The organism is Streptococcus sp. ZY171113, from assembly GCF_057748235.1.
This window is the reverse complement of the sequence record NZ_CM173243.1, coordinates 1,030,334-1,050,898: the sequence shown is the minus strand read 5'-3', so window position 1 is coordinate 1,050,898 and position 20,565 is coordinate 1,030,334. Positions and strand designations below refer to the sequence as shown.

At 46.1% G+C, this 20,565-nt stretch carries 19 protein-coding genes and 1 pseudogene; 10 read left to right on the top strand and 10 right to left on the bottom strand.

All coding sequences use genetic code 11. From position 1 onward, the window contains the following. Positions 1-19 precede the first annotated feature (19 nt). Both AC3ARB_RS04925 and guaA read left to right on the top strand, forming a co-directional pair. Positions 20-583: a Gx transporter family protein gene (locus AC3ARB_RS04925; protein ID WP_488321437.1), complete on the top strand. Its 564-nt coding sequence runs from the start codon at positions 20-22 to the stop codon at positions 581-583. Positions 584-717: 134 nt separating this feature from the next. Continuing rightward, positions 718-2,280, top strand: coding sequence for a glutamine-hydrolyzing GMP synthase (guaA, locus tag AC3ARB_RS04920; RefSeq protein WP_488321436.1), 1,563 nt, complete (start codon positions 718-720; stop codon positions 2,278-2,280). Positions 2,281-2,367: 87 nt separating this feature from the next. On the opposite strand, the gene AC3ARB_RS04915 is transcribed toward guaA, so the two are convergent. Further along, on the bottom strand, positions 2,368-2,667 hold the full coding sequence (locus AC3ARB_RS04915) for an STAS-like domain-containing protein (protein ID WP_488321435.1): 300 nt from the start codon (positions 2,665-2,667) through the stop codon (positions 2,368-2,370). Positions 2,668-2,869: 202 nt separating this feature from the next. Next, a pseudogene (locus tag AC3ARB_RS04910) lies at positions 2,870-3,169 on the bottom strand (methylase); the annotation flags it as partial. A 118-nt stretch (positions 3,170-3,287) separates the two neighbouring features. On the opposite strand from AC3ARB_RS04910, the gene AC3ARB_RS04905 reads away from it, so the two are divergent. From AC3ARB_RS04905 to AC3ARB_RS04875, 7 genes are all read left to right on the top strand, one after another. Next, on the top strand, positions 3,288-3,578 hold the full coding sequence (locus AC3ARB_RS04905; protein WP_488321434.1) for a hypothetical protein: 291 nt from the start codon (positions 3,288-3,290) through the stop codon (positions 3,576-3,578). A gap of 213 nt (positions 3,579-3,791) precedes the next feature. Further along, positions 3,792-4,535, top strand: a complete 744-nt coding sequence (locus AC3ARB_RS04900; protein WP_488321433.1) for a DUF6261 family protein — start codon at positions 3,792-3,794, stop codon at positions 4,533-4,535. A 400-nt stretch (positions 4,536-4,935) separates the two neighbouring features. Further along, positions 4,936-5,421, top strand: a complete 486-nt coding sequence (gene nrdI / locus AC3ARB_RS04895) for a class Ib ribonucleoside-diphosphate reductase assembly flavoprotein NrdI (RefSeq protein ID WP_488321432.1) — start codon at positions 4,936-4,938, stop codon at positions 5,419-5,421. A gap of 117 nt (positions 5,422-5,538) precedes the next feature. Continuing rightward, positions 5,539-6,315: an amino acid ABC transporter ATP-binding protein gene (locus tag AC3ARB_RS04890; protein ID WP_488321431.1), complete on the top strand. Its 777-nt coding sequence runs from the start codon at positions 5,539-5,541 to the stop codon at positions 6,313-6,315. Beyond that, positions 6,315-7,142, top strand: coding sequence for a transporter substrate-binding domain-containing protein (locus tag AC3ARB_RS04885; RefSeq protein WP_488321533.1), 828 nt, complete (start codon positions 6,315-6,317; stop codon positions 7,140-7,142). The genes AC3ARB_RS04890 and AC3ARB_RS04885 overlap by 1 nt, the downstream gene beginning before the upstream one ends. A gap of 12 nt (positions 7,143-7,154) precedes the next feature. Next, on the top strand, positions 7,155-7,841 hold the full coding sequence (locus AC3ARB_RS04880) for an amino acid ABC transporter permease (RefSeq protein WP_488321430.1): 687 nt from the start codon (positions 7,155-7,157) through the stop codon (positions 7,839-7,841). Between the two features lie 11 nt (positions 7,842-7,852). After that, positions 7,853-8,512 (top strand): amino acid ABC transporter permease, encoded by a 660-nt coding sequence (locus AC3ARB_RS04875; protein ID WP_488321429.1) that lies wholly within the window; start codon positions 7,853-7,855, stop codon positions 8,510-8,512. Positions 8,513-8,703: 191 nt separating this feature from the next. On the opposite strand, the gene gloA2 is transcribed toward AC3ARB_RS04875, so the two are convergent. From gloA2 to gyrA, 3 genes are read right to left on the bottom strand one after another with little or no spacing between them, the layout of a single operon-like run. Beyond that, the gene (gene gloA2 / locus AC3ARB_RS04870; protein ID WP_488321428.1) at positions 8,704-9,123 is read right to left on the bottom strand and encodes an SMU1112c/YaeR family gloxylase I-like metalloprotein; all 420 of its coding nucleotides are present in this window, start codon (positions 9,121-9,123) and stop codon (positions 8,704-8,706) included. A gap of 47 nt (positions 9,124-9,170) precedes the next feature. After that, the gene (locus AC3ARB_RS04865) at positions 9,171-9,911 is read right to left on the bottom strand and encodes a class A sortase (protein ID WP_488321427.1); all 741 of its coding nucleotides are present in this window, start codon (positions 9,909-9,911) and stop codon (positions 9,171-9,173) included. Next, the gene (gene gyrA, locus AC3ARB_RS04860) at positions 9,904-12,363 is read right to left on the bottom strand and encodes a DNA gyrase subunit A (protein WP_488321426.1); all 2,460 of its coding nucleotides are present in this window, start codon (positions 12,361-12,363) and stop codon (positions 9,904-9,906) included. Before gyrA ends, AC3ARB_RS04865 begins: the two co-directional genes overlap by 8 nt. Positions 12,364-12,590: 227 nt before the next feature. On the opposite strand from gyrA, the gene AC3ARB_RS04855 reads away from it, so the two are divergent. Continuing rightward, entirely contained in the window at positions 12,591-13,574 is a 984-nt protein-coding gene (locus AC3ARB_RS04855) for an L-lactate dehydrogenase (protein WP_488321425.1), read from the top strand. 66 nt (positions 13,575-13,640) lie between these two features. Here AC3ARB_RS04855 and AC3ARB_RS04850 read toward each other — a convergent pair whose 3' ends face one another. The 5 genes from AC3ARB_RS04850 to AC3ARB_RS04830 all read right to left on the bottom strand — a co-directional run bounded on the left by AC3ARB_RS04850 (position 13,641) and on the right by AC3ARB_RS04830 (position 20,165). After that, positions 13,641-13,958, bottom strand: coding sequence for a hypothetical protein (locus AC3ARB_RS04850; RefSeq protein ID WP_488321424.1), 318 nt, complete (start codon positions 13,956-13,958; stop codon positions 13,641-13,643). Positions 13,959-14,081: 123 nt separating this feature from the next. Beyond that, positions 14,082-15,626 (bottom strand): peptide chain release factor 3, encoded by a 1,545-nt coding sequence (locus AC3ARB_RS04845; protein WP_488321423.1) that lies wholly within the window; start codon positions 15,624-15,626, stop codon positions 14,082-14,084. A gap of 271 nt (positions 15,627-15,897) precedes the next feature. After that, positions 15,898-17,157, bottom strand: coding sequence for a radical SAM/SPASM domain-containing protein (locus tag AC3ARB_RS04840; protein WP_024394083.1), 1,260 nt, complete (start codon positions 17,155-17,157; stop codon positions 15,898-15,900). Positions 17,158-17,216: 59 nt separating this feature from the next. Next, entirely contained in the window at positions 17,217-18,488 is a 1,272-nt protein-coding gene (locus AC3ARB_RS04835; protein ID WP_488321422.1) for a radical SAM protein, read from the bottom strand. Between the two features lie 81 nt (positions 18,489-18,569). Beyond that, positions 18,570-20,165 carry an ATP-binding cassette domain-containing protein gene (locus tag AC3ARB_RS04830; protein WP_052828125.1) on the bottom strand — a complete coding sequence of 532 codons (1,596 nt, stop codon included), beginning with the start codon at positions 20,163-20,165 and terminating at the stop codon, positions 18,570-18,572. Between the last annotated feature and the right edge of the window lie 400 nt (positions 20,166-20,565).

Here is a 20,565-nt window from a genome sequence, read left to right as displayed (position 1 = left end):
CACCTCTAGAAAGGCCATCATGTCAAAACCCATCAGCAAAACCCTCTTTATCACCATGTTGGCCGCCCAGGCTGTCATCATCGGTCTCTTTGAACGTCTGATTCCTGCTCCATTCGCTTTTGCTCCAGGAGCCAAGCTAGGACTAGGTAACCTGGTCACTCTCATCGCCCTATTCAGCCTGCCACCTCGTGATAGCTTCAAGGTCATCCTGCTCCGCTTAGGGGTGACCACCCTCCTGGCTGGCGGTTTTTCCAGCTTTCTCTACGCCTTTTCTGGCACCATAATCAGCTATCTGGGCATGCTGACTGCTAAAAAGCTGGGGCCCAAGCGGGTCAGCCTGATTGGCATTTCCACCCTGGGGGGGATGCTCCATAACCTGGGCCAGCTTTTGGTCTTCTCAGCTATCGCCCGCTCCCTAGCCCCCCTCAACTACCTGCCTATTTTGGCCTTTAGTGGGATTTTATCTGGCTTCCTTGTCGGCCTGGCTGGCCACTTTCTCCTCGAAAAAATCACTCCCCTCAGGCGGTTTGACCCCGGCCTGGGTAAAGAATGGCTGAGCCATGCTTCGAAACCAACTGTCTAGTCCTGTCCAGCTCTTATGAGGGATGGGCTTTTTCTTCGTCCTTGCCCTCTTTTTCTGTTATTTTTCCCTACCCTATTTACCAAAATTATGGTAAAATGGGAATGTTTACAAGGTTTTATATAGAAAGGACCATCATGACCACTACTTCTTCCCCACAAGACGTGCAAAAAATCATCGTCCTCGACTACGGTAGCCAGTACAATCAGCTGATTACCCGCCGTATCCGTGAGTTCGGTGTCTTCTCTGAGCTCCTCAGTCACAAGATTTCTGCTGACGAGGTGCGTGCCATCAACCCGATTGGTATCGTCCTGTCTGGCGGTCCAAACTCCGTGTACGAGAAGGACAGCTTTTCCATCGACCCAGAGATTTTCGAACTGGGCATTCCCATTTTGGGCATCTGCTATGGTATGCAGCTCCTGACCCAAACCCTGGGTGGTAAGGTTGTCCCTGCTGACGAGGCTGGTCACCGTGAGTACGGCCAGTCCCCATTGACCCATGATAAGACCTCTGCCCTCTTTGGCGAAACCCCTGAAGAGCAGCTGGTACTCATGAGCCACGGTGACGCCGTGACTGAGATTCCTCAAGGTTTCGTTCGTACCGCTGTTTCTGCCGACTGCCCATTTGCGGCCATCGAGCGGGCTGACAAACGCATCTACGGCATCCAGTTCCACCCTGAGGTTCGCCACTCTGTTTACGGTAACGACCTTCTCAAAAACTTTGCGGTAAACATCTGTGGCGCTCGCCAGGACTGGTCCATGGACAACTTCATCGACATGGCCATCGAGAAAATCCGTGCCACCGTGGGCGACAAGAAGGTCCTCCTCGGTCTGTCTGGCGGGGTTGACTCCTCTGTGGTTGGCGTCCTGCTCCAGCGGGCCATCGGCGACCAGTTGACCTGTATTTTTGTGGACCATGGATTGCTCAGAAAAGGCGAAGCTGACCAGGTCATGGAAATGCTGGGTGGCAAGTTCGGCCTCAACATCATCAAGGCTGACGCTGCCAAACGTTTCTTGGACAAACTGGCTGGCGTGTCAGACCCAGAACAAAAACGCAAGATTATCGGTAACGAATTTGTCTACGTCTTCGATGACGAGGCCAGCAAGCTCAAGGATGTTAAATTCCTGGCTCAAGGCACCCTCTACACCGACATCATCGAATCAGGAACTGAAACAGCTCAGACCATCAAGAGCCACCACAACGTGGGCGGCCTGCCTGAGGACATGCAGTTTGAATTGATTGAACCCCTCAACACCCTCTTCAAGGACGAGGTGCGAGCTCTTGGTACTGCCCTTGGCATGCCAGACGAAATTGTTTGGCGTCAGCCATTCCCAGGCCCAGGCCTGGCCATCCGTGTCATGGGTGAAATCACCGAAGAAAAACTCCAAACGGTGCGTGAATCAGACGCCATCCTCCGTGAAGAAATCGCCAAGGCTGGCCTTGACCGTGACATCTGGCAATACTTCACCGTTAACACCGGTGTCCGCTCCGTCGGCGTTATGGGTGACGGCCGTACCTACGACTACACCATCGCCATCCGTGCCATCACTTCCATTGACGGCATGACCGCCGACTTCGCCAAGATTCCGTGGGAAGTCCTCCAAAAAATCTCTGTCCGCATCGTCAACGAAGTGGACCACGTCAACCGCATCGTCTACGACATCACCAGCAAACCACCAGCAACTGTTGAGTGGGAATAACTAATGACAAACCCTCCCTCGCCGAGACCAAGGCGAGGGAGGGTTGTTTTGTATAGACGTTAAAGCTTCTGCTAAGGCTAGTTATTATCAGGCAACTGTCGATCTCTTTTGCGTTTCAAAGGCGAAGCGGTCTTTAATCAAAGCGTTAATCTGCACCGTCGACTGTGTAAATCTTAACTGTTTTCTAATCTCATCAAAAGAGTAAGTTTCCAACAGATTGATAAAAGCTGAATTGACAAAAGAGGTGCTGACATAAGGGACAGCTTCAAAAGAGACTGTTACTGTTTGACCTTGCTGGAAGGCATGCTGAATTTGTTCAAACAAAGCAGTTCCTGACTGATTGTCAGAAGCATTAGCCACCAAATCTTTTACTACCAATACTACCATTCAAACTCCTCCTCTTCCTCCGTATCATACAAACTTTCATTGGACGCATCAATTTTTAATTCAAAAAAAGTTCCCGGGTAAGACTTTTGAAATAATTTTCGGTTAACAACTTGGTTGTCAGACAATTCAATCATACCACAATTGGAAATAATTGTCACCGTTGAAATCCCATCTCTAGTAAGGGGCCTCATAATATTAGCCAAGCCAGCTCCAGATTATCCGCTAGGAACTCTATGCCATAGATAGAAGCTAGAACCCAGAGGCTTTCCCTAGCCCAGTCAGACGATGGGTAGTGGCTGGTTAAAAAAGTGAGCTTACGTTCCAAGATAGCTAACAAGAAATTGCCATCTCCTGCCGCTGGCTCAAGAAAAGTGGCATCAATAGACTGACAGGCTACAGCCACCTCAGGAATATCCAACATGAGATCCACCATCCATCTTGGTGTAAAGACCTCACCATGCTGCTGAACACGCTTTTTAGATTTTATCAGTTGCTCGGTCATGCTTTCCCTCCTCGTCTTATTATCCTTGTTCTTATTATAACACAGTTTTACCTTACCGTCCGCACCTTTTACGTCACAAAAGAAGCCATTTCCTCGTGGCATTGGGCTTGGTCAGAGCTTGACCTGGCCATTTCCCCGTGGCATTGGCTTAGGTCAGGGCTTGACCTGGCCATTTCCCCGTGGCATTGGGCTTGGTCAGAGCTTGACCTGGCCATTTCCCCGTGGCATTGGCTTAGGTCAGAGCTTGACCTGGTCATTTCCCCGTGGCATTGGCTTGGGTCAGAGCTTGACCTGGTCATTTCCTCGTGGCATTGGGATTGGTCAGAGCGTGACCTGGCTATTTCCCCGTGGCATTGGGATTGGTCAGAGCTTGACCTGGTCATTTCCCCGTGGCATTGGACTTGGATAAACATGGCTTTAGTCTCTTGTTGAGGGAAGAAGAAACGGCCGTCTTCTCCTTCTAAAAATTTTTCAAAAAAATTAACGAAAACCTATTTTTTATTAGGTGCTTACGAATAATAAGATGACAGGAGGTGAAGCAAAACCTCTAGAGCCCCAGGTTCAAGCTAAAACTGAGACTGGAGCAAACAAGACAAACATATTTATCAAGGAGGGTTATCCCATGACCTTAACATCACTTAACTTGAAACGGTTGAAAAACACCGAGATGGCTCAATTTTTGACCCGTTTCCTCGACGATCTCGACCGGTCTGGCCTGCGTTACAGCAGTGATGAGCTCTTTGTCTCTTTGGTGGCAAAACTTCGTCAAGAAACCACAACCTATAAGGAAGCCGTCAAGCCAATCCGTGTCAGCAACAAATCTCAACTCATACGAGAAGCTGATGAGCGGCGACAACGGGCGATTCAGGGCCTAAAAGAGAGTATTCGGGCCCACCGTTATGACAGTACAGAGCCTTTGCGGTCGGCTTACACCAGTCTCAAACTACTCTTAGCCCACTATCAGGGAGGCGGTCGCCACAACTATGAAGAACAGTCCATTCTGATTTCCAAACTGCTGGGTAAACTGACTACCAGCCCCAACAAGGAGGAGGTTGCCAGCCTGGGCGTTAAACCTTTTGTGGATCAGCTGAACATCGCCCAACAGGAATTCGAAGCCCTCTTTGCTAGTCGGTCTAAAGAACAGATTGACCGCCAAGCCTATGACCTCACCGCCCTTCGCCAGCAAGTGCTTGAGGCCTATCGGTTGGTGGTTGACTACATTGACCTCATGAGCCGGGCCAAGTCCCTCAAACTCTATAAGGACCTGCTGGTCGTGGCTAACAATAGCCGCCACTACTACGCTGACCTCTTGGCCAAACGCCACCACAAGACTAGCAAGCTCCCTCAGGACCAAGCCACTGCCTGACAGCCAAAACCTCCCCAGAAGTCAGCCTGGGGAGGTTTTCTGATGGGCAAGTTCCGCTGTCAACTGCTTCATCCCTTGCGTCTTGTGGGGCAAAAATCAGCGGGAGAGTTTGGAGAGTGGCTTAGGTTTTCTTGTGAATGTTTGAGCTTTTTTGCTATAATAGTCCTATCAGCCAAAACCTGACCAGCAAGGCAACTAATTTAAGAAGGGGACAGGGTCATCTTCAAAAAACTGGAAGAGTACCTAGTCCCCAAACTATCTCTTGTCGCCAGGCATTCTGGCTGTCAAATCGGTTGGTTGAGAAAGGAATCTTGAACTGAATAAGCAAGCGACAGACCAACCAAGACCAGTAACCTTCGCGATAAACCCAAACACTATCAACACCAGAGAAAGGTAAACCATGACCCTAACCCTCCTTTACATCAGCCTGACAGGCAATACCCAGCATTTTGTCACTAAATTGACCGATTACTTGAGTAGCCAGCATGAGCTTGAGGCGACCTCCCTCAATGTCAAGTCTCTCAAGGGGGAGATTTTTCCTCTTGAGGCCCCTGTGATTGCCTTTCTTCCCACCTACCTTGAGGGGGGAAACGGGGTCGATACTGGCGACGTGGAAATCTTGACCACGCCCCTGGGTGATTTTTTAGCTGCCTACGACAACTATAAGCATTGCCTTGGTATTGTCGGTAGCGGTAACCGCAATTTCAACCACCAGTATTGCCTGACGGCCAAACAGTACAGTCAGCGGTTTGGTTTTCCCCTTCTGGATAATTTTGAACTAAGGGGGTTACCTGATGATATTGTTCGGATTGGCAACCTAATCAGTGATTTGCTCAACCAAGAGGCTAAAAAACAAGGTTCTTTCAACAAAAACCACCACAATTAGAAAAAAATATCACAAAAACCCCTTGAAACGATGTTATTTTTGTTGACATCGTTCTTTTTTTGTGGTATTTTAGTGTCATGTTAGAAAAACTAACAAATACAAACCAAGGAGTTGCCTATGCCACTGATATCCTTTACAGCCGTCAACAAGTTCTATGGAGACTTTCACGCTCTCAAAGACATTAACCTTGCGTTTGAAGAGGGGCAGGTGGTCGTTCTTTTAGGGCCATCAGGCTCTGGAAAGTCCACCCTCATCCGCACCATCAATGCCCTGGAAACCATCGACCAGGGAGACTTAGTGGTCAATGGTCACCAAGTCAAGGGAGCGACTTCTAAGGAATTGATGACCCTCCGCCGAGAAGCCAGCATGGTTTTCCAGCATTTTAACCTCTATCCTCACAAAACTGTGTTAGAAAATGTTACACTAGCACCCTTGAAAGTCTTGGGGCTGACCCCAAAAGAGGCGGAAAAACGGGCAGAAAAGTACTTAACCTACGTTAACATGTGGGACCGTAAAGAGGCCTACCCTGCCATGCTCTCTGGGGGCCAAAAACAGCGGGTTGCTATCGCTAGAGCCCTGGCCATGGAACCCAAGCTCCTACTTTTTGATGAGCCGACCTCTGCCCTTGACCCTGAAACCATCGGTGATGTCCTGACTGTCATGAAGAATCTGGCCCGCAAAGGCATCACCATGATTGTTGTCACCCACGAGATGGGCTTTGCCCGTGAAGTTGCTGACCGTATCATCTTTATGGCCGACGGCCAGGTTCTGGTCGATAGCACAGCGGTGGATGACTTCTTTGACCAACCGACTGAACCACGGGTACAACAGTTCCTCAGCAAGATTATCAACCACACCAGTGAGCGGGTTTCCCTAGAGGAGGCTGGCCTATGATGAGATTAGCAACTTTTTTTAAAACCCTCTTTGCCCTCTCACTCGTCTTTCTTTTCGGCCTGGCTCAACCCGTTAAGGCCAATAGCCAGCGGGAGGAACTCTTAACTAGCCAGCAGTTAGCCACAATCATCAAGCGGGGGGAACTCCGCGTTGGTGTCAAACAGGATGTGCCTAACTTCGGCTACCGAGACCCCAAGACCCAAGCCTACACGGGCTTGGAGGTTGATTTGGCTAAAAAAATAGCTGAGCAGCTAGAGGTTAAAGTTGTCTTTACACCTGTAACTGCCCAGACCAGAGGGGCCTTGCTTGATAACGGTCAGCTGGACATGGTTATTGCTACCTTTACCATCACCGAGGAACGCAAGAAACTTTATAACTTTACCACTCCCTACTACACCGATGCTAATAGCTTTTTGGTCAAGAAAACCAGCCCCATCAAGACCTGGAAAGACCTGGACGGCAAGACCATTGGGGTTACTCAAGGGTCAATCCAGCAGCAGGTCCTGACCAAACTGGCAGCTGAAAAGGGCATCCACCTTAAGTTTACCGAACTCGGGAGCAACCCTGAAGTGGCCATCAGTCTGGCAGCCCAACGCGTCGATGCCTTTTCCATCGACAGGTCCATTCTCTCTGGTTTTGTTGGGAAAAAGAACCAAATCCTGGATCTGGACTATAACCCCTCCCAGTATGGGATTGTGACCAAAAAGTCTAACACCGATCTCCATGCCTATTTAGACAGTTGGGTCACTGAGTGGCTGGCTGATGGAAGTTTGGACAAGCTCTACCAGCAAAACACCCTCAAACCAACGACACTGGCCACCAACTAGAAAGGAGCTGCTATGACCCTTGAATCTATTTTCTCTCCTGACCTGTGGGCGAGCTTTTTCCAAGACTGGCCTCTCTTTGCTAGGGGATTTCTCTTTACCCTTCTCATCGCCTGTGGTGCTCTGCTATTGGCCCTTAGCCTAGGTGGCTTCTTCGCCATCCTAGCCACCAGCAAATCCAAGAGCCTTCGGATCCTGGCTCGGGTCTATGTGGAATTTTACCAGAACACGCCGATTTTGGTTCAGTTTGTTCTGGTCTACTACGGCCTACCTCTGATTTCCAACTTTGTCCTTATGCCCTCTATCTATGCTACCGCTGTTCTCTGTGTAGGCCTCTACCACGGGGCCTACATGGCCGAGGTCTTTCGGACGGGTATTCTAGCTGTTCCTAGTGGTCAAATGGAGGCTGCCCTGTCTCAGGGCTTTAGCTACCTGGAGGGCATGCGTTACATCATCCTTCCCCAGACCGTGAGGACCATCCTGCCTCCTCTGGCCAATCAGGTGGTCAATCTGATTAAAAACACCTCGACCGTGGCCATCATCGGCGGGGTGGACATCATGTTTATGACCAAGCACTGGTCGGCGGTCCACGCCAACTACATCCCACCCTTTGTCACAGCAGCCCTGCTCTACTTCTCTCTTTGCTTCCCCCTGGCCAGCCTGGCCCGTCGTTGGGAGAGAAAGAACAAGCAGGCCTATTAAGGAGGTGACCCATGTCAAGCATTTCAGAAGTTCTTACCCCAACCAACCTGGCCTTTCTCTTTCGGGGCTTGGGACTAACTCTCTACCTGTCAGCCATCATCATCTGCCTCTCCAGCATTTTCGGGACTGTCCTAGCCCTCATGCGTAACAGCAAAAACAAGCTGGTCAGTTTCCTGGCCAGTGTCCTCATCGAATTTATCCGTAATGTCCCTAACCTGCTTTGGATTTTCACCGTCTTTTTGGTCTTTCAACTCAAGTCACGACCTGCTGGTATCACAGCCTTTACCATCTTTACCTCGGCTGCCCTGGCTGAAATCATCCGTGGGGGCTTTAACGCCATCGATAAGGGGCAGACGGAGGCTGGCCTAGCTCAAGGCTTTTCCCAACTGCAAATCCTGCGTTACATCATTCTCCCCCAGGCCATCCGCAAGATGTTGCCAGCCATGATTTCTCAGGCGGTCACTGTCATCAAGGACACCAGCCTCCTCTACTCGGTCATCGCCCTCCAGGAACTGTTTGGAGCCAGCCAAATCATCATGGGCAGAAATGTTGAGCCTGGTCCAGTCTTTACCCTCTATGTGACTCTTGCCCTGCTCTACTTTGTAGTCAACTTTAGCATTTCCCAGCTTTCTCGCCACCTCAGCAAGCACTGGGAACTGGCTCGAGACTAGGACGTCATCCTAGCTTTTCATAAAATATGAGGCTGAGACAAAAGTCCAAACCCAAATATTAAAAGCGAACAAAGAAGGATTTCTGAAAATCAGAACCATTCTTTGTTCGCTTTTTTTGATTTTAGTTTCATCAAGGGATAATTGTATGAGATTTCGAAAACTCAAAATCTTTTTATCCCAGTCTCGTTTGTTTAGGCGTGAAGTTCCAGGGGCAGGCCGTCTGGGTCAAAAAAGAAGGTCATGGCCTTACCGGTGTAAGTGTCATAGCGGATGGGTTCACAAGGAATCCCTAGGGCTTCTAATTGGGCCACCGTTGCTGGGACATCTGGCACATAGAAGGCCAGGTGCCGTAGGCCACAGGCTTCGCTAGGATAGTCTGGTCGACCAACCCGTTTGGGCGGGGCTACATAGGCTGGGTCGCTCAACTTATTGCCAAAAATCTCCAGCTCGATGGTGCCGCAACGCAAATCCAGCTTGTAGTCATGCCGCTCAGGGCGATGGTTTTCCCGAATGATGTCAAAGCCAAGCTTGTTGACGTAGAAGTCGCGAGATTTGTCGTAGTCAGAAACGATGATGGCCACATGATGGATGGCGGTCAAATTTAAGGTCATGGGTAATCCTTTCTAGCAAGAAGCCCTCGCTACTGCGAGGGCTTGGCTTAAAAAATGCGTTGGTTATAAGTCATTTCGAAGGCTTTCAACACCTCCGCAGGGGCTTTCTCAAAATCAACCGACTCCACAAAGGTGCCGTGAACGATGATGCGGTTGGTGGCATCAAAGTCGGTACAGGTCACTAGAGTTACCTCGGTCTGACCAGGGCGGTCATCAATGACTTCCACGTGTTCAGGAGAGACGATTTTCACTTCTGAAATGACGTAGGTGTAGATTTTATCCTTGTCTGTCAGGTAAATCTTCATGCCGTTTTGGGCGTTGTCCAGGGGCGAAAAGAGCATCTTAGAAGCTCCTTCGATACCAAAGATGTGGTGACTGGCCAAGGCGTAGTTGCGTTCTCCCATGACCTGGTCTTCCTTCATGGTACCAGCACCGTAGGCAATCTCGGTGTTGCCAACACCTTTGAAAATCGGCAGGTTCATTTCCAACTCAGGGATGGCAATGCCACCGATTACTGGGAGGTTTTGGGCTTCCATCTGGGCGGTCAAGATGGCCTCCGTACTGAGAGACTGAACGGCTGCAAAATCAAAGGAGGCTTCGGCTTCTTTGTTGGCCTGCAATTCCTCTTTTGTCACTTGGGTGACTTGATACTTATTGCTGTTTTGACCGATTATGTAGTTGCGGATGGGCTTGTTAAAAATCAAGAGTAAACCAACCACAACCAAGACCACCATCAGGCTGTTGTAAATCCAGTTGCGAATGGTGTTTTGTCGTTTTCTTTTAGTCATTTGTTTCCTCGTTTTCTGTTGGGTCTTCCTCTTCGGCCTTGACCAGGGCAAAGGTTACAATCTTAGCCTCATCATCCAGTCGCATAACCTTAACCCCTTGGGTGGAGCGGCCGGTTTGCGAAATGCTGGCAACCGTTGTTCGGATAATGACACCCGTATCGGTGATAATCATGATGTCTTCGTCACCAGAGACGGTGACAAGGCCAGCCAGGCTACCGTTTTTCTCAGTAAGGTTGGCGGTCTTGATACCCAGACCACCACGGTTCTTGGTTGGGTATTCAGTGGCTGAGGTGCGTTTCCCGTAACCTTTTTCCGTGATGACCAAGACTTCTTGGTCATCTGAAATTCGTGCGGCACCGATTACTCGGTCGCCATCACGAAGACTGACACCTTTAACCCCAGTGGCACTCCGGCTCATGCTACGAACGGCTTCTTCCTTGAAGCGAACCGAGTAGCCGGTTTGGGTACCGATGATGATTTCCTCCTGACCGCTGGTCAAAAGGACGTTGATCAGTTCATCACCCTCCCGCATATTGATGGCACGAAGGCCATTTTGACGGATATTGGCAAACTCAGACACGCTGGTCCGCTTGATGACACCTTGACGGGTGGTGAAGAAGAGGTACTTGTCGGTGAAATCATCTGCCTTAACATTGATGATGGTCTGGATGGTCTCACCCTCATCTAATTTAAGCAGGTTGACCACTGGCAAGCCCTTGGCTGTCCGACCGTATTCAGGGATTTCATAGCCCTTAAGGCGGTAAACACGACCTTGGTTGGTAAAGAAGAACATGGCATCGTGGGTGCTGGTTGAGACCAGTTCACGGACGAAGTCATCGTCGTTGACGCCAGTCCCTTGCACCCCACGGCCGCCCCGTTTTTGGGCACGAAACTCGTCTTGGGCCAGGCGTTTGATGTAGCCCTTGTTGGAGAGGGTAATCAGGACATCTTCTTCTTCGATCAGGTCTTCGTCTTCGATAGAGAGAACCTCGCCGACCATGAGCTCGGTGCGACGGGCATCGTTGTACTTACGTTTAACCTCGTCTAGCTCTTCCTTGATGATGGTCACCACCCGCTCTGGCTTGGCCAGAATATCAGCCAAGTCAGCAATCAAGGCCAGCAACTCATCGTATTCAGCCTGAATCTTGTCACGTTCCAAGCCGGTCAAGCGACGCAGACGCATGTCCAAGATGGCCTGGCTCTGGCGTTCTGACAGGTCAAAGCGGCTCATCAATTCTGCCTGAGCTTCAGCGTCGGTTGCACTGTTTCGGATAATCCGAATGACCTCGTCAATATGGTCCAGGGCAATCAGGAGACCAGCCAAGATGTGGGCCTTGCTCTCTGCCTTGTCCTTGTCAAACTGGGTCCGACGAACAATAACCTCTTTTTGGTGGGCGATGTAATTATCTAAGATGGCTCGCAAGGACAGGATACGTGGCACCCCATTCTCGATGGCCAGCATGTTAAAGCTGAAATTGGTCTGGAGCTGGGTCTGTTTGAAGAGGTTGTTGAGGATAACGCTGGCTGAGGCATCCCGTCGCACCTCGATGACCATGCGAACCCCTTCACGGCTGGACTCGTCTCGAACGGCTGTAATGCCCTCAATCCGCTTCTCCTGAGCCAGTTTAACGATGTGTTCCAAGACCTTGCTCTTGTTGACCATGTAAGGAAACTCAGTCACCACAATCCGCTCACGGCCTGACTTGGTGGTTTCAATCTCGGTGCGTGACCGTAAGACAATCGAGCCCTTCCCTGTCTCGTAGGCCTTGTGGATGCCCGATTTGCCCATAACCAAAGCCCCTGTTGGGAAGTCAGGACCTGGCAGGACCTCCATGAGTTCTCTGGTGGTCACTTCTGGCCTATCCATGACCAATTTGACCGCGTCTACGGTTTCTCCAAGGTTATGGGGAGGAATGTTGGTCGCCATACCGACCGCGATTCCTGTGGCACCATTGACCAAAAGGTTAGGAAAACGGGCTGGCAACACCATAGGCTCCCGCTCGTTGCCGTCGTAGTTATCGGTAAAGTCAACCGTGTTTTTGTTGATATCCCGGAGCATCTCCAGGGCAATCTTGCTCATGCGGGCCTCGGTGTAACGCTGGGCAGCCGCCCCATCGCCGTCCATGGAACCAAAGTTTCCGTGGCCGTCAACCAACATGGCCCGGTAGCTCCACCATTGGGCCATACGAACCATAGCCTCATAAATGGAGCTGTCCCCGTGCGGGTGGTATTTACCCATGACGTCACCCGTGATACGGGCTGATTTTTTATGGGGCTTGTCAGGCATGACGCCCAATTCGTTCATGCCGTACAGAATCCGACGGTGAACCGGTTTGAGGCCATCACGCACATCAGGCAGGGCTCGTGAGACGATAACACTCATGGCATAGTCGATGAAACTGGATTTCATCTCCGTGGTCAGGTTTACACTGACCAGATTTCTATCTTGCATAACCACACTCTTTCTAGGGTTTAAGTCGCTTTCTATTATAGCATAATTCTCGAAAAATTTCCCCTTAGAACTACGAAAAAGCCTGGTCTTTGTTATATAAAAGCAACTTCTGTTCCATATGGAAAACGGTTTCTGTTATGTTTTTCACAACTGACGGCTGACAAGGTAAGGGTTTAGTGATACAATAATCATATGGGTTCGCCCAAACTAGAAAAAAGGAGCATATCATGACAATCACAAAACAACACAAAAAAGTCATCTTGGTTGGTGACGGTGCCGTTGGTTCATCTTACGCCTTCGCCTTGGTAACTCAGGGCATCGCTCAGGAGCTGGGGATTATCGACATTTCCAAGGAAAAAACCCAAGGTGATGCCGAGGACTTGAGCCACGCTTTGGCCTTCACCTCACCTAAGAAGATTTACTCAGCCGAGTACAGCGACTGCCATGACGCTGATGTGGTGGTTTTGACTGCTGGTGCTCCCCAAAAACCAGGTGAGACCCGTCTTGATTTGGTTGAAAAAAACCTGCGGATCAACAAGAGCATCGTTGAGGCAGTTGTAGCGTCTGGTTTTAACGGCATCTTCCTGGTGGCCGCCAACCCCGTTGACATCCTGACCTACTCCACTTGGAAATTCTCAGGTTTCCCCAAAGAGCGAGTTATCGGTTCTGGTACTTCCCTTGACTCAGCCCGCTTCCGTCATGCCCTGGCTGACAAAATTGGTATTGATGCTCGTTCCGTACACGCCTACATCATGGGTGAACACGGTGACTCCGAATTTGCCGTTTGGTCACACGCCAACGTTGCTGGGGTGAAGCTGGAACAATGGTTGCAAGACAACCGCGACATTGACGAGCAAGGCTTGGTTGACCTCTTTGTGTCTGTTCGTGATGCCGCCTACTCTATCATCAACAAAAAAGGTGCCACCTACTACGGTATCGCCGTTGCCCTGGCCCGTATCACCAAGGCCATCCTTGACGATGAAAATGCGGTGCTCCCACTCTCTGTTTACCAAACAGACCAGTACGAGGGCGTGTCTGGCATCTTTATCGGTCAACCAGCTATCATTGGTGCCCACGGTATCGTTCGCAACGTTAAAGTTCCCCTCAACGATGTTGAGCTTCAAAAAATGCAGGCTTCTGCTAACCAACTCAAGGCTATCATCGACGAAGCCTTCGCCAAGGAAGAATTCGCTTCAGCCTGCAAGAATTAGTTTGGATATAACGGCTAAAAACCAACCCCATTCGGAGTTGGTTTTTAATGAGTGCTGATGTTTTACTTAATGTATCTGTCTTCGGCTAGCCCATAAGCTTAAGAGAATGGCTAATAGCAGATAAAGGTAGCGTAACCAGTAAAAACCTACCGGCAAACCTGCAGTAAAGACTGATAAACTGATGAAGACTGATGAAAAAATCAGTAGACCTTTCAGGAAGGCAGTCAGGTGTTGTTGCTGAAAAATCAAGGCCTTCCCATCAACAGATAACCTCAGTTCTCCCAGCCGGTGCCAGGGAAGGTAGGCTACCAGGCCTAAGCCTGACAGTAAAATGAGTAGGGATAAAAGAAAATGATTAGAAATAGGTTCTGAAATTGGGAACATATAGTTACCTCCTCTTATTTTATGACTAAATTGTATCATAAAACTAATTCAATGTCAAAGAAAACGCAACCAAAAAACCAGAAATCTTGATGATATCTGGCTGATTTTGGCTCATGATACTGCTTACATCTTCTCCTCAAGTGCCACTTTCGGGTACTTGTCCGCAAACCAGCGGAGGGCAAAGTCGTTTTCAAAGAGGAAGACAGGCTGGTCAAAGCGGTCCTTGGCCAGGATGTTTCGGCTAGAGGACATGCGTTCGTCCAGGTCTTCTGGCTTGATCCAGCGGACGGTCTTTTTACCCATCGGGGTCATGACCACTTCGGCGTTGTACTCGCCTTCCATGCGGTGCTTGAAGACTTCAAACTGGAGCTGGCCGACAGCACCCAGCATGTATTCGCCCGTCTGGTAGTTGGTGTAGAGCTGAATGGCCCCTTCCTGCACCAGCTGCTCAATGCCCTTGTGGAAGGACTTCTGCTTCATGACATTCTTGGCAGTCACTTTCATGAAAATCTCTGGGGTGAAGGTTGGCAGGGGCTCGAATTCAAACTTGTTCTTGCCAACAGTCAGGGTGTCTCCGACCTGATAGGTCCCCGTATCGTAGACCCCGATGATGTCGCCTGCAACGGCCGTTTCAACATTCTCACGGCTTTCAGCCATAAACTGGGTCACGTTGGACAGTTTGGCTCCCTTGCCTGTCCGAGGCAGGTTGACCGCCATGCCCTTTTCAAACTGGCCTGAAACCACACGGACAAAGGCGATACGGTCACGGTGTCTTGGGTCCATGTTGGCCTGGATTTTGAAGACAAATCCAGAGAAATCCTTGTTGAGGGGGTCGATGACCTCGCCAGTGGTGGTCTTGTGACCATGCGGTGCTGGGGCAAATTCCAGGAAGGAATCCAGGAAGGTCTGGACCCCAAAATTGGTCAGGGCCGAGCCGAAGAAGACTGGCGTCAGCTCCCCTGCCAGAATAGCTTCACGGGAAAACTCATTGCCTGCTTCCGCCAAGAGCTCGATGTCCTCCAAAACTTGCTCATAGAAGGGGTTATTAGCGAACAAAGCTCCGCCATTTTCCAAAGGTGCAAACCGCTCCTCACCCTTATAGAGCTCCAGACGCTGGTTGTGGAGGTCATAAAGGCCCTCGAAGCTCTTGCCCATACCGATGGGCCAGTTCATAGGGTAGCTGGCGATGCCCAGGACTTCTTCCAGCTCTTGGAGCAGGTCCAAAGGCTCGCGACCGTCTCGGTCCAGCTTGTTGATGAAGGTGAAAACGGGAATGCCACGGTGCTTGACAACCTCAAAGAGCTTTTTAGTCTGGGCCTCGATACCCTTGGCCGAGTCAACCACCATGACGGCAGCGTCCACCGCCATCAGGGTCCGGTAGGTGTCCTCAGAGAAGTCCTCGTGCCCTGGGGTGTCCAGGATGTTGACCCGCTTGCCAGCGTAGTCAAACTGCATGACAGACGAGGTCACGGAAATCCCCCGCTGCTTCTCGATGTCCATCCAGTCGGACTTGGCGAAGTTGCCGGTCTTCTTGCCCTTAACGGTACCAGCCTCCCGAATCTCGCCCCCAAAATAGAGGAGCTGCTCGGTGATGGTGGTCTTCCCCGCGTCCGGGTGACTGATGATGGCAAAGGTGCGGCGTTTTTGAATGTCTTGTTCTAGTGTCATGACGTGTTCTTTCTTTTCTATGGTTTTGGAAATAGCAGAGCAGAGTCTGCCTTTTCTCTCTTCTAACCCTATTATTATAGCGGAAAAAGAAGAATTTTTCAAATATGGTATAATGGTAAGAGAAAGGAACCATCAGATGTTTATTTTTACTATTTTTTCTTTTTAGCAATTTCCGTACCTTTAATCATTTAAGAAAGGAAATAACCCCATGTCCAATCGTTCTCGTGGGTGTTTGTCTCAGGCTCCACACAATTTTCATTGTTGTTTTTCTTTATTCTGTAACTTTTTTAACTATTTGAAGTTGATCAGAAATATTATATTTTAATGACACGCATTTTGAATGGCCAGTATTCATCTTTATCAGTGGACACCCACCTAAGCATAGCGGTTGGACTTTGCAATTTCTGCATTTTGAATCGTCCATAAGTGTAAAACTAGTAAATTTTTTATGAAATATATTATTATCAATTCCATTAAAAATATCTCCGACTCGACCAACTTGTTTTCCAATATGCACCCAACATTTATACAAAAATCCATTCGGGTCAATAATATAGTCATCTCTGTTTATGGCTTCACAAAAACCAAGGGTTGTTCTAGGTATTTTGGTAATATTCAACCCTTGGTTAAATAATTTTTTATAAATGGTTAATTCTTCTACTGAAAATTCTCTAGGTGTGAGGCAAGACGGATTGACAACGTCATCAAACTCCTCAACTGGAGCTAGATAGAAGCCTACCTTATTAAGTAAATTATTATCATTCAATATTTCCATTAATTTCAGAACTTGTTCAGAACTGTTGTTTTTATCAATATTCACTCTTATTGTGATGGGGATAAAATCTATAGAGTTTTGTATATTTTTTAGAATTTTTTCAAAAGTAGGAGTGCCGTCAATTAGACAACGTCTACTATCATGAGTTTCTTTATCACCATCTAATGTAACTTGTGCGTAATTGATATGTAAAGATTTTAGGAGATTAGCTGTATTTTTTGTTAAGTAGTAACCATTTGTAACTATTTCTGCTATAAACTCTTTATAGCGTTCATTGTTAGAGATTATTATCTCACTAATGATTTTTATAGCCTTCATCCCCATCAATGGTTCGCCACCGTACCATATAATCTTTAATGTCTGGTTTTTTGAAATATTGTCCAAAATAAAGTAAGCCACCTTCTCCGCAACTTCGTCATTCATCGTGAAGCAACGGAATCCTTTCTCATAACAATAAGGGCAGTCGAAGTTACAATTCATTGTAGGAGCGATAGTGAAGGTAATTTGCTCTGGTTGAAATCTTAATTTGTCTGAAACTCTATATAATTCCTCTTCCTCATCTATGGTATTTTTTACTATAATATTCTGATTCTCCATTTCGGTAATCAGATTGCTTTTATCTGTATTATTTTTAATATCTTGCTTTAATAATTCAAGCTCATCAAAAGTCAATAGTACCATTGATGAATATATGGAATTATAGAGGATATATTCGCCTTCGACTTCTGTTATGATTGTATATCTAGAAAATTTCATACATTCTCCCCCTATTTTAACAAATTACTATTTTTTTCAGATAGTAGAGTTGATTGGTATCAATTGGTTCCCAAAAAAGTAAAGTATTTGCCATTATTATTATTGAGCTGTTCAACATATTCTTTTATAAAAATATCGAAGTCAACGTTATTCATTGGATTACATAAGCCATTATCGCAATATATTTTACCTCTGCATATTCCAATCAACGAACAATTTAAGCATTGGTTATTATTTTTACTAATATTATTTTTATATGGACTTAAAATTTTTTGTACATATTCTGCATCGGTATTTGTACTTGACCGTTCCAATATTCGCTTGTTATAGTGTGTAGCATTGCAGACACCCAGACTACCATCAGCAAAAAATTTTACTGACCAAGGGTTGTAGGCATCACATTCAACTTTATAGGAGGTGAAAGGAAATATATGAATCATAAAACCATATTTTATCAAAAGTGAGATTGCTGTACTAGATTTCCATTTTAAAAAATCTTTATAACTAAGTTCATTAGAGAACTCCTTATTGAAATCATAATTATTGACATAATAAATACCAATTCTAGCATCTATCTCATTATCTCTCAATAATTTTAAAAATTGCTCGAAGTCATTAATATTTCCATGATGGGTGTTGTAGCCAATATGAAGTACTAAATTAGAATACTTGCTGACCTCTGTAATATTTTTTAATATTTTATTAAATGTAGGTTTACCACTTTTCAAACATCTTACCTTATCATGATCTTTAGGCAATGTTAAAGTAGTATCAACAATAAGTTTATCGAATTGAGAGACAAAATCTATATCTAAAAAATATGCATTGGTTCCTATTCCATATAAAATAGTAATGTTATGCTTACTAATTAGCCTATCTAGTTCAGTTTTAATACTGAATATGATAGGCTTGAACAAAAGTGGTTCGCCACCGAAAAAATATATGTAAAAATTCTTTTCTCCTTGATTTATAACATATTCTACATATTTTATAATTCTATGAATTTGACTCTTTTGTAGAATATTAAAGCTTTCAAAATCATTCTGATAGCAGTAGGTACAGCCAAAATTACAGTGTTCCGTGATATTAATTGTTATAGTTGTAATATTTCTAGCGGAGTTCTTTGTTTGTTCAATATATGTTTTTGTACTATTTGAGAAAAAATCATTTTCTTTTAAATAGCTAATTTCATCACTTGAAAAATTGTTTAGTATTAATTTTCCGTCTAAATAGTCTGTCTTTTTTATTTGAACAATACATCTATTCAATGTATGACAAAGAATGTAACCAGCTGAATTAGGAATAACCCTCACAAATTTAGAAAGAATCATTGTAGTCCTCCTTAGACAGAGCGAATTAACTGCTACTAGTGGGAATCATCTCCCTGACTATAACAATATTAAAATAAACTATTACAAACTAATTTTCTCGTCAAACATACTTAAAAACGGTTCATTTTGCGAGTGAGTGACAACAATCATTAGTTTGTCCTTAACCTTCGAGAGGCTGTCTGCAACCAAGTCTTCATTCTTCGGATCGAGTCCTGTTGTAGGCTCATCAAATAGCAAAACTTCCGCATTTTTATAGAGAGCTCGTGCCAGATCAAAGCGACGTTCTTCCCCTCCCGATAATGGTTGAGAAGAAGAGAGAATGGTATCAAATCCTTCTTCTTGCCGACTGAACCAATCCACCAAGCCGACTTGCTCCAAACATTCAAGCGCCCTTGCCTCATCGAATGGTCCAAATAAAGTAAGATTTTCCCTTATGCTAGTTTCAAATAGAACTGTTTTTTGCGGGAGATAATAGACTTTATTGAAAAATGAGGTCTGATTTATTTCTGCAAGATGCTTCTGATTGACCAAAACATTTCCGCTGTTTGGAGACTGAATACCTAGGAGCAATCGAAGCAGGCTGGTCTTCCCACTTCCACTCTTGCCCATGATGACATATTTTTTATTGGCCAGAAACTGGTAAGAGAAATCTTCAAGGAGCACTTTCTGCTTGGTCTGCAAGCTAATGCTATCTAAGGATAGGCTGGTAATTGTCTCCGTCAGCGCTGGTTTTTCTGACTCTGCTTGAGATTCATTTTTTAGAATAGTCGTCAGTTCATTAACCACCGTTTTGCTCGAAACATAGTCAGTAATGAGGCCTGACATTGTTTGTATAGGTCCTGCAACAGTTCCCATTAGCGTTGTCATTGCAATTAGATCTGAAATCTTTAATTGGCCCTTAAAGACGAAGAAGCCACCAATGATCCAAGCACCAGAATAGACAACACTGCTTAGTCCATAAGAAACGGCATAGGTTTGGGATTGTTTTTTTGAAAAATGGTTTGCTCGGCTAGCGTATTCCTGACTAGATTGTTCTAATCTTTCCTCGAATACAGGAGTAATAGCGCTGATGCGAATAAAAGAAAGGCCCTGGACAAATTCACTGAACAATGTTAAGTAGCGATTCTTTTCCTCTTGGCTATCTTTTGTGGCATGAGCAAGGATTTTATTATTAATCAATGGTGCCAAAAAAGGAATAAAACAGAGGGCTAACATGATGATGGTCATCGTTCCCTGCAAGTAAAGTGCCCCTATGAGGGAAAAGGTAAATACAAGGAGGCTTGTTACCATGGATAGAAGCGGGATTAAGTAATTATTTTCCAAGACAGTTAAGTGATTGACCAAGACATTTACCTTGTCCGAACTAGTCTCTTCCTCAACATGTGCAATCCTATCCCGTGCATAGACGTTTACTAATTGATTTCTAGTCAGCTCCATTATACGATTGACCAACTTGAATTTCAAATAGCGCGGTAAGTAATCAAAATAGGTATCGCAAATAAAAAATCCTAGGGCTAGAAGAGAACTTGTCAAAAATTGTTGATAATTTCCAGATAGAGCTGCTTCAGAAACCCTAGCATAGATGAAACCCGTTGCCGCCAAAATCAGTGCGTAAATGATGGATACGCAAAAATACAAAATGAATTCCAATTTACATTTTTTCAGATAGTAAGCCATTTAACAACATCTCCTTTTTTTCAAAGAATGGAAACTGAAATATCTTTGTGAATTTTCCAGTCTCCTATGAAGAAATATTTTGCAAAAATTATGTGTTAGTTTTTAAAACATTAACTAGTAAATAATGATTACTATTGGTTTATGAACTGATTTTTTCTCTTTCGAGAACAATTTCCTTATCCGCTTCAACGTTGAATTTAGGGGCAGATGCATGGTGTTAAAACTGATTAGCTCCACACATAGTAATGATTTTCTCTTTTGATGCTTCTGAAATAACTTTCATATTCGTACCTCTTTCAAAAAATATATACAAAGTGTTAGAATGAATTGATAGCAGCTTCAACACATATAATTTTGCAAAATATATTAAGGGGAATTGTCTTATTAATGGACGTCGAAG

Bases quoted from the DNA above. Each gene is read 5' to 3' on its own strand.
- AC3ARB_RS04865 (WP_488321427.1), bottom strand. From the start codon at position 9,911: ATGACTAAAAGAAAACGACAAAACACCATTCGCAACTGGATTTACAAC.
- AC3ARB_RS04875 (WP_488321429.1), top strand. From the start codon at position 7,853: ATGTCAAGCATTTCAGAAGTTCTTACCCCAACCAACCTGGCCTTTCTC.
- AC3ARB_RS04850 (WP_488321424.1), bottom strand. From the start codon at position 13,958: ATGTTCCCAATTTCAGAACCTATTTCTAATCATTTTCTTTTATCCCTA.
- gyrA (WP_488321426.1), bottom strand. From the start codon at position 12,363: ATGCAAGATAGAAATCTGGTCAGTGTAAACCTGACCACGGAGATGAAA.
- AC3ARB_RS04880 (WP_488321430.1), top strand. From the start codon at position 7,155: ATGACCCTTGAATCTATTTTCTCTCCTGACCTGTGGGCGAGCTTTTTC.
- AC3ARB_RS04845 (WP_488321423.1), bottom strand. From the start codon at position 15,626: ATGACACTAGAACAAGACATTCAAAAACGCCGCACCTTTGCCATCATC.
- guaA (WP_488321436.1), top strand. From the start codon at position 718: ATGACCACTACTTCTTCCCCACAAGACGTGCAAAAAATCATCGTCCTC.
- AC3ARB_RS04855 (WP_488321425.1), top strand. From the start codon at position 12,591: ATGACAATCACAAAACAACACAAAAAAGTCATCTTGGTTGGTGACGGT.
- AC3ARB_RS04900 (WP_488321433.1), top strand. From the start codon at position 3,792: ATGACCTTAACATCACTTAACTTGAAACGGTTGAAAAACACCGAGATG.
- AC3ARB_RS04925 (WP_488321437.1), top strand. From the start codon at position 20: ATGTCAAAACCCATCAGCAAAACCCTCTTTATCACCATGTTGGCCGCC.
- nrdI (WP_488321432.1), top strand. From the start codon at position 4,936: ATGACCCTAACCCTCCTTTACATCAGCCTGACAGGCAATACCCAGCAT.
- AC3ARB_RS04885 (WP_488321533.1), top strand. From the start codon at position 6,315: ATGAGATTAGCAACTTTTTTTAAAACCCTCTTTGCCCTCTCACTCGTC.
- AC3ARB_RS04840 (WP_024394083.1), bottom strand. From the start codon at position 17,157: ATGAAATTTTCTAGATATACAATCATAACAGAAGTCGAAGGCGAATAT.
- AC3ARB_RS04915 (WP_488321435.1), bottom strand. From the start codon at position 2,667: ATGGTAGTATTGGTAGTAAAAGATTTGGTGGCTAATGCTTCTGACAAT.
- gloA2 (WP_488321428.1), bottom strand. From the start codon at position 9,123: ATGACCTTAAATTTGACCGCCATCCATCATGTGGCCATCATCGTTTCT.
- AC3ARB_RS04830 (WP_052828125.1), bottom strand. From the start codon at position 20,165: ATGGCTTACTATCTGAAAAAATGTAAATTGGAATTCATTTTGTATTTT.
- AC3ARB_RS04890 (WP_488321431.1), top strand. From the start codon at position 5,539: ATGCCACTGATATCCTTTACAGCCGTCAACAAGTTCTATGGAGACTTT.
- AC3ARB_RS04835 (WP_488321422.1), bottom strand. From the start codon at position 18,488: ATGATTCTTTCTAAATTTGTGAGGGTTATTCCTAATTCAGCTGGTTAC.